We start from the raw sequence: 14,451 nt of genomic DNA, 5'->3' as shown, positions 1-14,451 counted from the left end.
TTAAAATTTCTGCACCCGGCAGAACAGGACTCCCAATCATGAGTGAATCAACAACGCGGACAAGCACACGAGAACGAGACGAGAAAATAAGCGAACCGACGGAACAGGAGGCTGTAGAGACCTGTCCCGAATGCAGTGGCAACGTCGTTACCGACGCCGAGCACGGCGAAACAGTCTGTGAAGACTGTGGACTGGTCATCGAAGAGGACGAGATTGACCGCGGACCGGAATGGCGGGCGTTCAACTCCGCCGAGAAGGATCGCAAGTCCCGCGTCGGCGCGCCGACGACGAACATGATGCACGATAAGGGCCTCTCGACGAACATCGGCTGGCAGAACAAGGACGCGTATGGCCGCTCCCTCTCCAGCGAACAGCGCCAGAAGATGCAACGGCTCCGCACCTGGAACGAGCGGTTCCGGACCCGCGACTCCAAGGAGCGCAACCTCAAGCAGGCGCTTGGCGAAATCGACCGGATGGCCTCTGCACTGGGGCTTCCCCAGAACGTCCGCGAGACGGCCAGCGTCATCTACCGCCGAGCGCTCGGTGACGACCTGCTCCCGGGCCGTTCCATCGAGGGCGTCGCCACGTCCGCGCTGTACGCGGCCGCTCGCATGGCCGGCAACCCCCGGTCGCTCGACGAGATGGCCCGCGTCTCCCGCGTCGAAAAGATGGAGCTCACACGGACCTACCGCTATATCGTCCGGGAACTCAGCCTCGAAGTCCAGCCAGCGGACCCGGAACACTACCTTCCGCGGTTCATCTCGGATCTCGACCTCTCGGAGGAGACCCAACGGCAGGCCCGCGACCTCGTCGAAGGCGCTCGTCAGTCCGGGATGCTTTCCGGCAAGTCGCCGGTCGGCATCGCCGCTGCGGCCGTCTACGCCGCTGCGTTGCTGACAAACGAGAAAGTCACACAGAGTCAGGTCAGCGATGTCGCCGACATCTCCGAAGTGACGATCCGAAACCGATACAAGGAACTCCTCGAAGCCGAGGACCTCCCGGCCTGATGCCCGGGTGAAGGCAGACTGATGGGGAGACGCCAAGGCTTTTAATCATCGGATATGTGTGTGAGTAACATACATGGAAGAAGCGTACGTGCGATTGCTCTGTCCCGAGTGTAAGAAAGACTGGGAGTCGACGCCGACAGATTTGCCGCGACACGACACGACGTTCCACTGCCCGAACTGTCACGCGAGCCATCGGCTCGCTGTTTTTACCCGCACGGAAAACGACTTGCAGACGCTGAAAGGACTGCAGTAACTACTCGCTCGTCGCCGAGCGTGCGCCACACGCCTCACAGCGGAGCAACAGCGCACCCTGTTCCCGTTCCAGTTGCGTGTCCGGCAGTCCACACTCCGAGCAGAGGACGAACTCGTCGACGTACTCGTCGATGGACGCTTCGATACGGTCGGCGTCGAACTCGCCGGTTAGGCGTGCCCGACCGCTCTCGTCGATGTGGCCGCTCGTCCCGAGGTCGTTCTGGAGGAACTTCATCACGTGGTCGTCCTCGCGTCCGAGCCGGGAACACGTCGACTGGAAGTTCTCGTAGACGGTGACGTTCCCTTCCTGTCGGACATCCGGGTCCGGGACCTCGAACCGTTCACTTGTGCCGTCGATCTCGGGCGTTTCCTCCATCGCCCGGTCAAGCATATCGTCGTATTCCATACTCCAACGTCACAGAGCAGCCACCAAAAACTTTTCAGCCAGTGGTCGTCCGCTATCGCCAGGCTGTAAGTGTACAGGTCTCGTCCGCTACCATCGAAATCCAGGTGTCATCGTGGGCAATATCGGCGATGACGAACCGCTGCTGGCCGTCGACATCGTCGACAGCACACATCACATCAGACGCAGTTCCCGACCGACGGGTGGGACGTTCAACCTCGTAAGACACAATTGTTCATCTAGGATGTGCGGTAATGAATGTGTCGTACTCGTTTCGTCTTTTGATACTCTGGAATCCGACCAGTTACGCAACAAAACGACTTGTGTCTTGCTATTGCCGTTGTGAGTATCAAGGTCGATTCAACGATTGTCGATTCCAACGAGCAACGCCGGCTGCCCTGAACCGCTGTGAGAAGGGCCGACGCCGTCAGGGTGCGAGCCGGTTCTTGCGTCCCTTCATCTCCCGTTCGTAGTACTCGAAGGTCTTGGGACACCAGTCGGCCGCCAGGTCAAGCATCTCCTCTGTCATCTCCCGGATTTCCCACTGTGCGTCCGCCGCGGCTCGCATATCCGCGACGTGCATCAGCATCCGGGCGTTCATCGACATCACGATGTTCACCTTGGTACCGATCGGCAGCACGAACCGGGCGTCCTCCGGCGGCATTCCGAGTTCGAGCAGTTCCTGATACGACTCGACCGCCTGCTCGATGGTGTCTTTGAATACCTCCGTGCGCTTCTCGAACTCCTCGTCGGAGACGCTCGCTTTCTGCTGGTTCCGGCCGATCCAGTCCGGGTCCGTCGCGGACGGTGGCGTCACGACCAGTTCGCCCTCCCGGACGGCTTCGGGGTCCACGTCGTCGAAGGAGACGTACCGCATCGACTGCACGTCGAAGGAGACGTGTCGGTGCCGGGTGATCTGAGCCATACAGGAGCGGGAGACGCCTTCGACGGCGAAAGTGGCCTGCGCGTGTTCGAAGGGACCGAAGTGGCCGTGGTCGAGCAGATGCCCGATGAGCGTCTCCTTTTTGTCGTCGAGGGTATCCCCGTCGACCTCAGCCATCGTCGCTTCGAACGACTGGCTGCCGACGGAGGTGTCGCTGTAGTCGTTGCGTGCTGCCTTGCAGATGAGATCCTCGGGGTCGTCTGTCGCTTCGAGCAGCTTTACGTCCATATCGGGTGGGTGTCCCGGAGCGGCAAAATACTTCCTTCCCGGGCCGGCAGGGCGTTCGGACCTCCTGTAGATGGCTCCGTACTCAGATGTCCTGCCAGTCGGTCGGCTCGCCGGCGAGGCCAAGCACGCGGGCCTCTCGGCCGCCACCCTCGGCGTCGCGCACGTCGATCATCCCGTCGAACGCCTGCTTGATGACCTGCAGGGTCTGGTCGTCATGGGCGCCCGAGTCGATGGTGAACACACCGATGTAGCCCGCGGAGTCCAGCCGCGAGGACAGCACGTGACAGAACTTGAAGACGGTCTTCTTGTCCGTGTAGGTCAACATCGTCGACAGCGAGACGAGGGCCAGTCGACCTTGCTCGTTGCCGGCGTTGTGCAGCCCCTCTAGCGCCTTCGTGATGCCGATACCAATGCCCGTGAGGTCCCCGGGCGAAGAGACGTGGTGTGCGTGGGCGTTGCCGATTGCCTCCTCGTCCGTGCCACCCTCGCCGCGACAGTCGATGACACCGAGCTGGGAGTCGTCGAGGTCGGGAACGAGGGACCGGAACTCCTCGATGACGCTGCCTGCGCCGTCACCGGTCGTCACGACCACCGCGCCGTCCCCCTCGCGTAGACCGTCGGCGAGAATATCGTATGCAAGCCGGTCCTTCCCGCTCATTGCCGGGCCGGAGATCAGGATACTGGATCCTGGCCGGACCTCACTGAGCGCATCGAACTCTAGTACTGAGGTGAGATCATACATTGTTTGTCGCTCAGTTGTCTTCATCGTTGCTCAGTCCGCGAAGCGTTGCGATGAAATCGGAGTCGTCTTCGATGCCACCGAGTGTATCCGAGAGATCGTCTCGCATCTCCGCGACTTTCTGTGTCAGTTCGTCGTACTGGTCGCTCTCCGCCAGTTCCGCGCTCGACTTCGTCGCTTCGAGCGTTGCCTGCTTCTCGACGAGCGCGTAGTACTCCTGTAGCAGGGAGTCGTACTCGGAGCGGTCCAGCAGATTGTCGACCGTTTCGTGGAGCTGTTCGCTCCGGATCGGCTTCGAGAGATATGCGTCAAAGCCCATCTCCAGAATATCGAAGTCCGGCTCGACGGCGGTGACCATCGCCACCCGACAGCCCAGATTACGTTCCCGAATGCGCTCCAGCACTTCGTCCCCCGAGAGTCCGGGCATCATCCGGTCGAGCAAGACGACGTCGACATCCGCGTCCAGTTGCTCTAGGCCCTCGTCGCCGTTCTGTGCCATGCGGACCTCGTACTCCTGTTGCAGCCACAGTTTGTACGTCTCGGCAACGTCTGGTTCGTCTTCGACGATAAGCACTACAGGTAGGTCCGAATCTGACATGATGTTCTACTATCCCCCGTTTGCATATCCACGTACATAGCCCTGTGGGTGCGGGCGTGCAGCGCGTCTCGACCGCTGACAGAACGATACCCACATCCGGCATGACAGCAAATAGGCGGGTAATGATTCAAAATCTCGCCCGTGGGCAACAGGCCTTCACCAGCAACGTGTTCCTCGTCACCGGAGACCGAACGGTTCTGGTCGATGTCGGGAACGAGTTCGACGTGGTGTCGTCTGTCCAAGAGCGCGTCGACGATATCGACGCCATTGCTGTCACCCACACCCACTACGATCACGTCGAGAACCTCGACAGCGTCGTCGACGCGTTCGACGTGCCGGTGTACGGCTACGACACGGAGCAAGACGGCATCGAGCACGCTATCGACGACAACGAGACGATACAGCTCGGTGACCACGACTACCGGGCGCTGCACACGCCCGGCCACAAGAACGACCACCTCTGCTTTTACTCGGCCGACGCCGGCGTCCTGTTCGCCGGCGACCTCGTCTTCGCCAACGGGAGCTTCGGCCGGACCGACCTCGACGAAGGGGACCGGGACCTGCTCGTCGAGAGCATCGACCGGGTGCTGTCGGTTGTCGACGAGGACCTAGGGGAGATGCACACCGGCCACGGACCGAGCGTTACCGACGCGCCGTATCAGGACATCGAACTGGCGCTGCAAGCCGCGAAGTTCTGACCGCGCTCAGTCGAACGCACAGGCCAGCAGCGCGTCGTAGGCGTGGTCGTAGGCATCGGCGACGGCCGCCGGGTCACTGCGCTGTTCGCTGTCGAGCGCGGGTAGCCGTACTGCCGCGACCTGCTCGATGAGGTCGACAACGTTCGGCACCCGTTCCTCCAGCTGGCCGTCGCCGGGGCCGCCGGTGGCAATCTGACAGGCCTTGGCGTACCGCTCGCCGTCGTAGATACGCGCTCGGCCCGGTTCGACGACGGCCACGGCGTCGGGTTCGATACCTGACAGCGGCCGGGCCACGTCGCCGTAGGACTCGACGACCGCCCGGTCGGCCGACTCGATATCTGCTGCGAGGGAGTCCAGTGCTTCGACGTGCATCACGCGCATCAGGTCGTTGAAATCGGCCACCGAGGTGACCCGCGGCGCGTCGGCCAGCGGGAGCCGGTCGGCGACGGAGTCGGGCAGGTCGACGGTCCCGTTGACGACGTACTCGACGCCCGTCTCGGAACTCGGGCGACCGACCCGGTCGACGACGAACTGCTGGTTCTCCTTGCCGAGGAGGCCAGTTTCCGCCCCCGGCGAGGGATGCCACAGGCGGTGAATCGGGTTGATCTCCTCGGGGACCGTGTCGCCCGGGGACGCGGCCGCGAGGCGCTTGGCGTCCTTGCCGTACAGCCGCCCGTCGGTCGTCGCTCGCTGATAGTCGTCGTGGTCGAACCAGTAGTTGTTGCCCGCCCTGGGCTTGAACCCCTGGGCGCTGGTCCGTTCCAGCAGGCCGACGCTGAACGTGGTCTTGCCCGCGTCGACGCGGTCGCTGCCGGCGACAAGGAGATTCATGACTCGGCAAGACCGTACAGTCCGACCACGTCGTCGTCCTGCGGGTCGGCGATCACGAGGGCATCCTGATTAAAGATCATCCACGGGATGGCCCAGTCGATGAACACCGATTCGTTGGCCTCGCTGAGTTCGGCGTCTGCCGGGAGCCCCTGCAGGAGACGGGCGATTTCCGGGATCGTGTACAGTTTGTCGGCGTCGAGAATGTCCGCAGGTTCGTGGAGTTCGAACGACAGTATCTCGTCGAACTCCTGCTTGTCGACAGGCATACCTGCTGGTATGCCGAGCGGGTGGGTAAATCCCTCGAACCGGCGGAACCCATTTACTCGTCCGGGCGGAGTGTACGCTAATGGCCACGCTGCTCGTCGTCTACGCCTTTCTCCTGCTGGTCGTGGCCGTCGTCGTCGGGACGCTGTCAGTCTACGCCTGGGGGCGGCGCGACTACACCGGCGGGACCGCGCTCTCGGTGTTGCTCGCCGGGCTCGTCGTCTGGACCGCATCCGTCGCGGCCGGCATCTTCACCCGCGGCACCGAACTGGCGCTGGTCTGGGCCCACACCGTGTTCGTCGGCGTGGTCGTCGCCGTCGGGGGTCTGTTCGTGTTCGCGCTGGCCTACACCGGGAAAGAGCGGTTCCTCGGGCCGCGGACGTACGCGCTCCTGTCCGTCGAGCCCATCGCGTTCTTCGGCGCGCTCCTGCTCGGCCCCGACGGGCTGATATACAGCGTCTCCGGCCCGACCGACGCGGGCATGTACGGCTGGGAACTCGCTCTCGGGCCGGTGTTTTGGGGCCACCTCGTCTACTCGTACGCGCTCATCGCGGCCTCGAGCGCGCTCATCATCCACTACGCGCTCGTCTCCGGGGACCTGTACCGAAAGCAGGTCTACGCGGTCCTGCTGTCCGTGTTCCTCCCGTGGTTCGGCAGCGTCGTCAGCACCTTCGCGGACACCGACATCGCGCTCACGCCACTGCTGGTCGGCGGAACCGGCCTCGTCCTCTCGTGGGCGTTTTTCAGGGGACGGCTGCTTGACATCTCGCCGGTCGCCTACCGCGAGGTCGTCGAGTCGCTCAACAGCGCCGTGTTCGTCGTCGACACGAACGATACGATAATCGAGGCCAACGATGCCGGGCGTCGGCTCCTCGAGGACGAGTCCGTGATCGGGCAGTCGGCCGATGACGCCCTCGAAACGTTGCCCGAGCTACTCGAAAAGGTCCGCTGTCTGGACGACGAGATAGCGGAAACGCAGACCGTCATCGAACACAGCGACCGCTTTTTCGACGTGCAGCTCTCCCCGCTGTACGATTCCCGCGACGCCCTGGTCGGGCGCGTGTTCCTCGTCCACGAAATCACCGACCAGAAGGAGCGCCAGCGGGAGCTCGAACGCCGGAACCAACAGCTCGACCAGTTCGCCGCCGTCCTCTCACACGACCTGCGGAACCCGCTGAGCGTGGCTTCCGGCCGGCTGGCGCTGGCTCGGGAGCGGAACGACCCCGAGGAGTTCGACCGTGTGGAGAAAGCCCACGAACGGATGAGTAGCCTCATCGACGAGGTCCTCGCCTTCGCCCGCGACGAGCAGACGACCGACCGGGTCGAGCTACGGCTTTCGGCGCTGGCGAAGGCGGCCTGGGGTCACGTTGACACCGGCGAGGCGGCGCTGCAGATCGACGGCGACAGGGAGATTGTCGGCGACCGTGATCAGCTCCTGCAACTGTTCGAGAACGTGGTTCGGAACAGTGTGGAGCACGGAGCCGCGGGCGGGCGGTCGGACGACGCCGCGGCCAGGGCAGTGACGATACGCGTCGACACCACCCCCGAAGGGTTCGCAATCGCCGACAACGGACCCGGCGTCCCACCCGAGAAACGAGAGGAGATATTCACGCACGGCGTCACCAGTTCCGAGTCGGGGACCGGCCTCGGACTGGCAATCGTCCAGCACGTCGTCAAGTCCCACGGGTGGGACGTCGAGATGACGGAAAGCCGATCCGGCGGCGCGAAACTCGTCGTCTCGGGACTCGGAGCGGAATCCGCGCGACGGCCCGAGTCGGCGTCATAGCCAGTCGACAGTCTAAGGCCCGCCCGGCCGTGACCTTCGGTATGGCTGATGAGGACCACATCGAAGCGCTGCTCGCCCGGCTGTCCCGCGCACAGAAACTCGCGCTCGTTCGCGGTGCAACTGATCCGGAGGGCACGGCGACAGGGTACCTCTCGGGCGTCGACGAGGCCGGGATTCCACCCTTTCGTCTCGTTGACGGACCGCTCGGCATCCGAGCAGAGGGCCATCGTGCGACCGCCTTTCCCGCGTCGATTGCGACGGCAGCGACGTTCGACACCGACCTGGCCCGGCGACAGGGCGCGGCGATGGGCCGCGAAGCGATGGCGCTCGGACAGGACGCGTTGCTCGCGCCCGGCGTGAACGTCATCCGGGTCCCGCAGTGTGGCCGCAATTTCGAATACCTCTCCGAAGACCCCGTCCACGCCGGCACTGTCGGAGCCGGCCTTATCGACGGCATCCAGTCCGCTGATGTCGTCGCCACGGTGAAACACTTCGTCGCTAACAACCAGGAGACCCACCGCACGACCGTCAGCGCCGAGGTGGACGAGCGGACGCTCCGGGAGCTGTACCTCCCGCCGTTCCGTTCGGCCGTTGACGCCGGCGTCGGCTCGGTGATGACGGCGTACAACCGAGTGAACGGCACGCACATGAGTGACCACGAGCGCCTCGTCGGTGACGTGCTCAAAGGCCAGTGGGGGTTCGACGGCTACGTCGTCTCGGACTGGTACGGACTGGAGAGTACTGTCGGCGCGGCCAACGCAGGCCTAGATGTGGAGATGCCCGGCGTAGCGGCCCCCGGCACAGCGGAAGCCGGCGATAGCGACACCGCGGATGACGAGGAGTTCGAGTGGCCGGACGGCATCCCGGACGCGACACGCGCGGGCCTGTTCGGTGACCCGCTCGCGGAGGCCATCGACAGCGGCCAGGTTCCAGCCGACCGGCTGGACGACATGGCCCGGCGGGTTCTCGGCCAGATGGATCGCTTCGGGCGACTTGACGGCAGCCGGACTGCTTCCGAAGACGGTGAAAGCGACGACGAGGCTGGTGAAATCGACAGTCAGCGCCACCGCGATATTGCGTCGGACGTGGCAGCCCGCGGGACGGTACTGCTCGACAACGACGGCGTCCTGCCGCTAGCGGATGGGGCGGACGTAGCTGTTATCGGGCCAAACATCGACGAGCCGAAACTCGGCGGTGGTGGCTCCTCCGAGACGACGCCGGTCCACTCGGTGTCGCCAGCCGAAGGAATCGAATCTCGCGCCGAGGGCGCAGTCACGACCGCGTTTGGCGTCCCACAGATCGAGTCCGTCTCGCTGTTCGACCTCCTGCCGTTCGTCGGTGACGACGATGCCGACGGGACGGCCGCGGACTCCGACCGACGGGACCCCTCGCTTGAGGACGCTGTCGACGCGGCCGCGGCAGCCGATGTCGCCGTCGTGTTTGTCCGCGATGCAACGACGGAGGCCCGTGATCGAGAGTCGCTTGAACTGCCGGGCCGGCAGGACGAACTCGTCTCGGCCGTCGCGGCCGCCAACGAGAACACCGTCGTCGTCGTCAGGTCTGGCGGCCCCGTGGAACTCCCTTGGCGGGAGGACGTGGCCGCGATCATCGAACAGTGGTACCCCGGACAGGCGGACGGTGACGCGGCGGCAACCGTCCTCTACGGCGACCGCGACCCCAGCGGCCGGCTCCCGGTGACGTTCGCCCCAGAAAGCCAGTACCCGACTGCAGGAGCCGAACGCCGCTACCCCGGCGTCGACGAACAAGCCCACTACGACGAGGGCGTCTTTGTCGGCTACCGGCACTTCGACGACGCGGAGGTTGACCCGACCTACCCGTTCGGCCACGGGCACTCGTATGCGACATTCGAATACGGCGATGCCGAACCTACAGCGGAGCAGACCGTCGCAGTCGCTGTCGAGAACGTCGCTGACAGGCCGGGCCGGGAGGTCGTTCAGGCTTACGTCCGACCGCCGTCTGTCGAGGACGCTGACCGCCCCGTGCGCGAACTCGCCGGGTTCACGGCTGTGCAGTTGGACGCCGGCGAACGACAGACGGTGACACTGACACTGGACGATCTCGCGTTCTCTCGGTACGCCTCCGACTCCGGGTGGACGGTCGACAGCGGAACGTACACAATCGAGATCGGGCGGTCGTCGCGGGACATTCGGACGACTGTGACGGTCGACCGGTAGCGTGTCCGGTCTTTGCCTCGGCTGAAACGCGGCTCTTTCCGCTGAAGCCCGTCTGAATCGGGGAGTCCGTGGCCGGGGATTTCAAGCCCCCCGGATACATATAGCCGGTCATGAGTCAGACGCTCGAAACCATGGAGCCGAATCCGGTGTGGGTCGAAGACGCCTACTCCGACACTGTCGACATTCTCACGCGCTACGCCGACGAGTTCGAGTACAAGATATGGGGCGGCGACTGGTGCAAGGACTGCCGGGCACAGCTCCCCGACTTCGGGGCGGCCCTGAAAGCCGCGGGTGTACCCGACGAACAGGTCCACCACTACCCCGTAGAAAAGGAGGAGGACGGCTCGAAGACCGGCCCGGAGGTCGAGGCGTACGACATCGAACTCATCCCGACCGTCGTCGTCGAACACAATGGCGAGGAGATAGCCCGGTTCGTCGAGGAGGAGCCGGTCCCTATCGCGGTGTATCTCGCCGACAAAATCGAAGCCGAAATGGCCTGATTCTTACTCCGCGTCGTCAGTTCCCGCGCCCCAGTCTAACGCCGTCCCGAGGTCGTGTTTCGGCGGCGAACAGGCGAAGTTCCGGCAGGCGTACACCGTTGGCCGCTCATCGACTTGCTCGCGGCCGGCCCAGATCGGCGGTGAATCGTCCAGTTCCAGTGTTTCGAGCCACTGCTCGAAGCGACTCTCGTCGGCCGGTCGGTGGGCCAGCAGACGGCGCGGAACGTACCGCTCGGCGAGTGTCTCCGGCCACTCCGTCGGGTAGTCCGACTGATCGCCGACAAGGGTGAGTTCCAGCGCGCCCTGCTCGTAGGTGTCCGTCGCCAGCGTGAGCGAGGCGTGCTGGAGCGGGTTCGAGGAGACGCGGTCGGCGTGGGTCCTGAGGACCCGCTCGGCCACGCTTTCGAAGCGGTCGCCGTCGCTGAAATGCGACAGCGACAGCAGGAGGTCGACGGCGACGCCAGTGCTGGACGGCGTCGACTGGTCGGTCAGTTCCTGTGGCCGTGCGACCAGCGATTCGCCGCCGGTCGGGGTGAAAAACAGGGTCCCCTGCTCGTCGTCCCAGAACGCCTCCGTGATGGCCTGTCCGAGGTCCATTGCGAACGCGAGGTGTTCGATGTCGCCGGTGGCCTCGAACAGCGTCAGCGCGCCGCGGCCGAGGAACGCGTAGTCCTCCAGGTAGCCGTCGATGGCTACGTCACCGTCCTTGTATCGGCGATTGAGCCGCCCCGCCTCGGCGTCCCACAGGTGCTCCCGGACGAACGAGAGCGCGTCGGCGGCCACGTCGGCATACTGGTCGTCGAGAACGATAGCCCCCTCTGCGAGCGCACGAATCATCAGGCCGTTCCAGCCGGCCAGGACCTTCTCGTCGCGGGCCGGTCGCGGTCGGCTCTTTCTGGCCTCGAAGGTCTCGTTTAACGCCCGTTGGAGGGTCGCCGTGATTTCGTCTTCGCTCTGGTCGTACTCCTCGGCCAGCACAGCGACCGGCTTCCGGACGGCCAGCACCGTCGCCCCCTCGAAGTTCCCCCGCTCCGTGACGCCGAAGTAGTCACAGAAAATCTCGGCGTCCGTCTCGTCGTCGACGGCGTCGCGGACCTGCTCGGGCGTCCAGACGTAGAACAGCCCTTCTTCGGTCTCGCCGTCGGGGTCATCAGGCGGTGCGCTCTCGGCGTCGAGCGTACTGAAAAAGCCCCCGTCGGGGTGTTGGAGTTCGCGCTGGACGAACTCGAAGGTCTCCCGGACGACCGAGGCGTACCGCTCCGAGCCGATGGCCTGGTAGCCGGCGAGGAAGGCACGGGGAATCTCGGCGTTGTCGTACAGCATCTTCTCGAAGTGCGGGACCGCCCACTGCTGGTCCGTCGCGTAGCGGTGGAAGCCGCCGCCGACGTGGTCGTACAGCCCCCGGTCGGCCATCACGTCGAGCGTCTCCTCCACGACGTTGAGATAGTCCTCTTGACCGCCGTCGGCGGATGCTCGTAGCAGTGCGTGCAGTCGCCCGTTCTGTGGGAACTTCGGCCCGCCGGAACCCCAGCCGCCGTCCTGTCGGTCGGCCCCGCGGTGGGCAATCGTGCCAGCGGTCTGGATGATGTCCTCGGCGGGGTCCTCTGGGTTGGCGGGCGTCGCTTCGAGGTCGCTCTCGATGGCCTCGGTCCACTGCCGGGCACGGTTTTCCATCTCCTCACGCTGTTCGGGGTCCGACCACGAGTCCGAAAGGCGCTGGAGCAGGTCGCCAAAGCCCGGCTGGCCGCGCTTTTCCTCTGGCGGGAAGTACGTCCCAACGTAGAACGGCTCGCCCTCGGGCGTGAGCCAAGCCGACAGCGGCCACCCGCCGCCGCCGGTGACCTGCTGGCAGATGCTCATGTACACGGAGTCGAGGTCCGGTCGCTCCTCGCGGTCGACCTTTATCGGGACGAAGTGTTCGTTGAGTTGTTCGGCAATTTCCTCGTCCTCGAAGCTCTCCTCCTCCATGACGTGACACCAGTGACACGCCGCGTAGCCGATAGAGAGGAAGATGGGCACGTCCCGCTCCTCTGCGGCCTCTAGGGCTGTCTCGTCCCAGGGCTGCCAGTTGACGGGATTGTCCGCGTGCTGGCGGAGATACGGGCTTTCCGCCTCGTCGAGTCGGTTTCGGGCCGTCGGGTCCGTGGCGTCGCTCATACCCGTGGCTGGGAGCGCCGCGGTGAAAAGGAACGCGACGCTGGCAGCGACGACTCACTCGCCGGCCAGCCGGATTCCACGGGCGATGACGTACATAAGGACGACACCGGCTCCGACGGCGAGGATGAAATCACCGAACAGGGCCAGTAATGCACCCAGTGCGGAGTTCTCCGCGCCGAAGATCGCGATGGCATAGAGGGGGAGGCTCCCAGCAACGAACACGCCGATGAGCTTCGCGAGCGGAACGGCCTCCGAGAGGATCTGGGTCGTGTCTAGCTCTCCTGTTGCGGGGTTGATGAATGGGCGGGGAGGGGACATGTACCCGTCTGTCAGACGGTCGGGTAAAGTAGCTCCCGGTCTCCATCCGGCGACTTGCACATGAGCGGGCCCGAACAGAAACGACCGCCACAGTCAGCGAAAACCGGCGAAAAGACAATACTTACGTGAGAGCCAATCCGGCCTTCGGGTATGTCAGAGACAGTGCTGCTCGTGGGTGGCGGTGGCCGGGAACACGCGATTGCGCGCTCGCTCGCGGACTCGCCGGGGGAGCTGTACGCCTGTGCTAGCAATCGGAACCCGGGCATCGTCGCTCTCGCCGACGGCTTCGAGGCACTCGACACGACCAATCCGAAGGCCGTGACGACCTACGCCCGGGAGGTCGACGCCACGCTGGCGGTTATCGGACCCGAGGCAGCCCTCGCCGCTGGAGTCGCCGATGCGCTGGACGACGCCGGCATCTACACCTTCGGGCCACAGGAGCAGGAGGCCCGTATCGAGACAGACAAGGCGTTCCAGCGGCGGTTCATGCGGGAACACGACATCCCCGGCTGTCCGGACTTCGAGACGTTCGAGGACATGAACGCCGCCTGCGAATACATCGACGAGTACGACGGCGACCTCGCGGTCAAGCCCGCCGGCCTCACCGGCGGCAAGGGCGTCCGGGTCATCGGCGACCAGTGTACCGCCGAGGAGGCCAAGGAGTACCTCCGGAACGCCGACTACGACCGCGTCGTCCTCGAAGAACGGCTCGTCGGCGAGGAGTTCACGGTCCAGGCGTTCGTCGCCAACGGTCAGCTTCGGGTGACGCCCGCCGTGCAGGACCACAAGCGCGCCTACGAGGGCGACGAGGGGCCGAACACCGGCGGCATGGGCAGCTACTCCGACGCCAGCCTCCACCTGCCGTTCATGGACGAGGACGACTACATGGACGCCGTCGACGTGCTGCGCGCGACCGTCGAAGCGCTGGACGGCTACAAAGGCGTCCTCTACGGCCAGTTCATGCTCACCGAGACCGGGCCGCGTGTCGTGGAGTTCAACGCCCGCTTCGGCGACCCCGAGGCGATGAACACGCTCCCGGTCCTCAACACGGACTTCCTCGACGTGCTGACGGCCGCACGCGACGACGACCCCCTGCCACAGCTCTCCTTCCGCCCGCTGGCGACCGTCTGCAAGTACGCCGTCCCGGACGGCTACCCGACCGACCCCGACGCCGGCGCGAAGGTCACCATCGACGACGAGGTCATCGCGAGCGTCGTCGAGGAACACGCCGATCAGTCCGGCGACGCCGCCCCCGAGGCGCTGCTGTTCTACGCCAGCGTCGACGACCGCGACGACGGCATCTACACCACGACATCGCGGTCCTACGCCGTCGTCGGCCTCGCCGAGACCATCGCAGAGGCGGAAGCCATCGCCGAGGAGTCGCTGGAGCGCGCCGGCACGGAAGGCCTTCGGGTTCGACACGATATCGGCAAAGACGACCTCGTTCAGCAGCGTATCGACCATATGGACGACATCCGCAGCGGTGCGGACTGAACGCGTGGTTGCAGCGTCAGCGGTCACGTGGTGGCGGC

At 64.8% G+C, this 14,451-nt stretch carries 16 protein-coding genes; 7 read left to right on the top strand and 9 right to left on the bottom strand.

The features are described from left to right. The first annotated feature begins 38 nt into the window (after positions 1-38). Both AMS69_RS16670 and AMS69_RS16665 read left to right on the top strand, forming a co-directional pair. Positions 39-1,007: a transcription initiation factor IIB gene (locus tag AMS69_RS16670; protein WP_053969190.1), complete on the top strand. Its 969-nt coding sequence runs from the start codon at positions 39-41 to the stop codon at positions 1,005-1,007. A gap of 73 nt (positions 1,008-1,080) precedes the next feature. Next, positions 1,081-1,260, top strand: a complete 180-nt coding sequence (locus AMS69_RS16665) for a DUF7836 family putative zinc-binding protein (protein WP_004515550.1) — start codon at positions 1,081-1,083, stop codon at positions 1,258-1,260. On the opposite strand, the gene AMS69_RS16660 is transcribed toward AMS69_RS16665, so the two are convergent. The 5 genes from AMS69_RS16660 to AMS69_RS16645 form a co-directional block, all read right to left on the bottom strand. Continuing rightward, positions 1,261-1,665 (bottom strand): translation initiation factor IF-2 subunit beta, encoded by a 405-nt coding sequence (locus AMS69_RS16660; RefSeq protein ID WP_014040534.1) that lies wholly within the window; start codon positions 1,663-1,665, stop codon positions 1,261-1,263. 52 nt (positions 1,666-1,717) lie between these two features. Then, positions 1,718-1,891 (bottom strand): DUF7556 family protein, encoded by a 174-nt coding sequence (locus tag AMS69_RS20320; RefSeq protein WP_154021034.1) that lies wholly within the window; start codon positions 1,889-1,891, stop codon positions 1,718-1,720. A 198-nt stretch (positions 1,892-2,089) separates the two neighbouring features. Further along, positions 2,090-2,833 (bottom strand): FAD-dependent thymidylate synthase, encoded by a 744-nt coding sequence (thyX, locus tag AMS69_RS16655; RefSeq protein WP_053969189.1) that lies wholly within the window; start codon positions 2,831-2,833, stop codon positions 2,090-2,092. An 82-nt stretch (positions 2,834-2,915) separates the two neighbouring features. Next, positions 2,916-3,575 (bottom strand): RAD55 family ATPase, encoded by a 660-nt coding sequence (locus AMS69_RS16650; protein ID WP_053969305.1) that lies wholly within the window; start codon positions 3,573-3,575, stop codon positions 2,916-2,918. Positions 3,576-3,585: 10 nt separating this feature from the next. Continuing rightward, complete coding sequence (locus AMS69_RS16645) at positions 3,586-4,170, bottom strand: response regulator transcription factor (protein ID WP_053969188.1); 585 nt, start codon at positions 4,168-4,170, stop codon at positions 3,586-3,588. Between the two features lie 122 nt (positions 4,171-4,292). Between AMS69_RS16645 and AMS69_RS16640 the strand changes: the two genes are divergently transcribed. Next, the gene (locus AMS69_RS16640; protein ID WP_053969187.1) at positions 4,293-4,868 is read left to right on the top strand and encodes an MBL fold metallo-hydrolase; all 576 of its coding nucleotides are present in this window, start codon (positions 4,293-4,295) and stop codon (positions 4,866-4,868) included. Between the two features lie 6 nt (positions 4,869-4,874). Here AMS69_RS16640 and AMS69_RS16635 read toward each other — a convergent pair whose 3' ends face one another. Together AMS69_RS16635 and AMS69_RS16630 are read right to left on the bottom strand one after the other, a co-directional pair. After that, on the bottom strand, positions 4,875-5,699 hold the full coding sequence (locus tag AMS69_RS16635) for an ATPase (RefSeq protein ID WP_053969186.1): 825 nt from the start codon (positions 5,697-5,699) through the stop codon (positions 4,875-4,877). Further along, the gene (locus tag AMS69_RS16630; RefSeq protein ID WP_053969185.1) at positions 5,696-5,965 is read right to left on the bottom strand and encodes a DUF5827 family protein; all 270 of its coding nucleotides are present in this window, start codon (positions 5,963-5,965) and stop codon (positions 5,696-5,698) included. Before AMS69_RS16630 ends, AMS69_RS16635 begins: the two co-directional genes overlap by 4 nt. An 80-nt stretch (positions 5,966-6,045) precedes the next feature. Between AMS69_RS16630 and AMS69_RS16625 the strand changes: the two genes are divergently transcribed. The 3 genes from AMS69_RS16625 (at position 6,046) to AMS69_RS16615 (ending at position 10,444) form a co-directional block, all read left to right on the top strand. Then, positions 6,046-7,749, top strand: a complete 1,704-nt coding sequence (locus tag AMS69_RS16625) for a histidine kinase N-terminal 7TM domain-containing protein (protein ID WP_053969184.1) — start codon at positions 6,046-6,048, stop codon at positions 7,747-7,749. Positions 7,750-7,790: 41 nt separating this feature from the next. Next, positions 7,791-9,944: a beta-glucosidase gene (locus AMS69_RS16620; RefSeq protein ID WP_053969183.1), complete on the top strand. Its 2,154-nt coding sequence runs from the start codon at positions 7,791-7,793 to the stop codon at positions 9,942-9,944. Positions 9,945-10,054: 110 nt separating this feature from the next. After that, complete coding sequence (locus AMS69_RS16615) at positions 10,055-10,444, top strand: thioredoxin family protein (RefSeq protein WP_053969182.1); 390 nt, start codon at positions 10,055-10,057, stop codon at positions 10,442-10,444. A gap of 3 nt (positions 10,445-10,447) precedes the next feature. Here AMS69_RS16615 and AMS69_RS16610 read toward each other — a convergent pair whose 3' ends face one another. Together AMS69_RS16610 and AMS69_RS16605 are read right to left on the bottom strand one after the other, a co-directional pair. Beyond that, entirely contained in the window at positions 10,448-12,601 is a 2,154-nt protein-coding gene (locus tag AMS69_RS16610) for a thioredoxin domain-containing protein (protein ID WP_053969181.1), read from the bottom strand. Between the two features lie 54 nt (positions 12,602-12,655). Continuing rightward, positions 12,656-12,919 carry a hypothetical protein gene (locus AMS69_RS16605; RefSeq protein WP_053969180.1) on the bottom strand — a complete coding sequence of 88 codons (264 nt, stop codon included), beginning with the start codon at positions 12,917-12,919 and terminating at the stop codon, positions 12,656-12,658. A gap of 150 nt (positions 12,920-13,069) precedes the next feature. On the opposite strand from AMS69_RS16605, the gene purD reads away from it, so the two are divergent. Continuing rightward, on the top strand, positions 13,070-14,413 hold the full coding sequence (gene purD / locus AMS69_RS16600) for a phosphoribosylamine--glycine ligase (protein ID WP_053969179.1): 1,344 nt from the start codon (positions 13,070-13,072) through the stop codon (positions 14,411-14,413). Positions 14,414-14,451: the final 38 nt, after the last annotated feature.

Source organism: Haloarcula rubripromontorii, assembly GCF_001280425.1.
GTDB classification, from domain to species: Archaea; Halobacteriota; Halobacteria; order Halobacteriales; family Haloarculaceae; genus Haloarcula; species Haloarcula rubripromontorii.
Note: the sequence above shows the minus strand (reverse complement) of the source record. Positions and strands in the feature narration are given on the sequence as shown.

What these genes read in the sequence shown, in the direction of transcription:
- AMS69_RS16670 (WP_053969190.1), top strand. Translation starts at nt 39, where the DNA reads ATGAGTGAATCAACAACGCGGACAAGCACACGAGAACGAGACGAGAAA.
- AMS69_RS16665 (WP_004515550.1), top strand. Translation starts at nt 1,081, where the DNA reads ATGGAAGAAGCGTACGTGCGATTGCTCTGTCCCGAGTGTAAGAAAGAC.
- AMS69_RS16660 (WP_014040534.1), bottom strand. Translation starts at nt 1,665, where the DNA reads ATGGAATACGACGATATGCTTGACCGGGCGATGGAGGAAACGCCCGAG.
- thyX (WP_053969189.1), bottom strand. Translation starts at nt 2,833, where the DNA reads ATGGACGTAAAGCTGCTCGAAGCGACAGACGACCCCGAGGATCTCATC.
- AMS69_RS16650 (WP_053969305.1), bottom strand. Translation starts at nt 3,575, where the DNA reads ATGTATGATCTCACCTCAGTACTAGAGTTCGATGCGCTCAGTGAGGTC.
- AMS69_RS16645 (WP_053969188.1), bottom strand. Translation starts at nt 4,170, where the DNA reads ATGTCAGATTCGGACCTACCTGTAGTGCTTATCGTCGAAGACGAACCA.
- AMS69_RS16640 (WP_053969187.1), top strand. Translation starts at nt 4,293, where the DNA reads ATGATTCAAAATCTCGCCCGTGGGCAACAGGCCTTCACCAGCAACGTG.
- AMS69_RS16635 (WP_053969186.1), bottom strand. Translation starts at nt 5,699, where the DNA reads ATGAATCTCCTTGTCGCCGGCAGCGACCGCGTCGACGCGGGCAAGACC.
- AMS69_RS16630 (WP_053969185.1), bottom strand. Translation starts at nt 5,965, where the DNA reads ATGCCTGTCGACAAGCAGGAGTTCGACGAGATACTGTCGTTCGAACTC.
- AMS69_RS16625 (WP_053969184.1), top strand. Translation starts at nt 6,046, where the DNA reads ATGGCCACGCTGCTCGTCGTCTACGCCTTTCTCCTGCTGGTCGTGGCC.
- AMS69_RS16620 (WP_053969183.1), top strand. Translation starts at nt 7,791, where the DNA reads ATGGCTGATGAGGACCACATCGAAGCGCTGCTCGCCCGGCTGTCCCGC.
- AMS69_RS16615 (WP_053969182.1), top strand. Translation starts at nt 10,055, where the DNA reads ATGAGTCAGACGCTCGAAACCATGGAGCCGAATCCGGTGTGGGTCGAA.
- AMS69_RS16610 (WP_053969181.1), bottom strand. Translation starts at nt 12,601, where the DNA reads ATGAGCGACGCCACGGACCCGACGGCCCGAAACCGACTCGACGAGGCG.
- AMS69_RS16605 (WP_053969180.1), bottom strand. Translation starts at nt 12,919, where the DNA reads ATGTCCCCTCCCCGCCCATTCATCAACCCCGCAACAGGAGAGCTAGAC.
- purD (WP_053969179.1), top strand. Translation starts at nt 13,070, where the DNA reads ATGTCAGAGACAGTGCTGCTCGTGGGTGGCGGTGGCCGGGAACACGCG.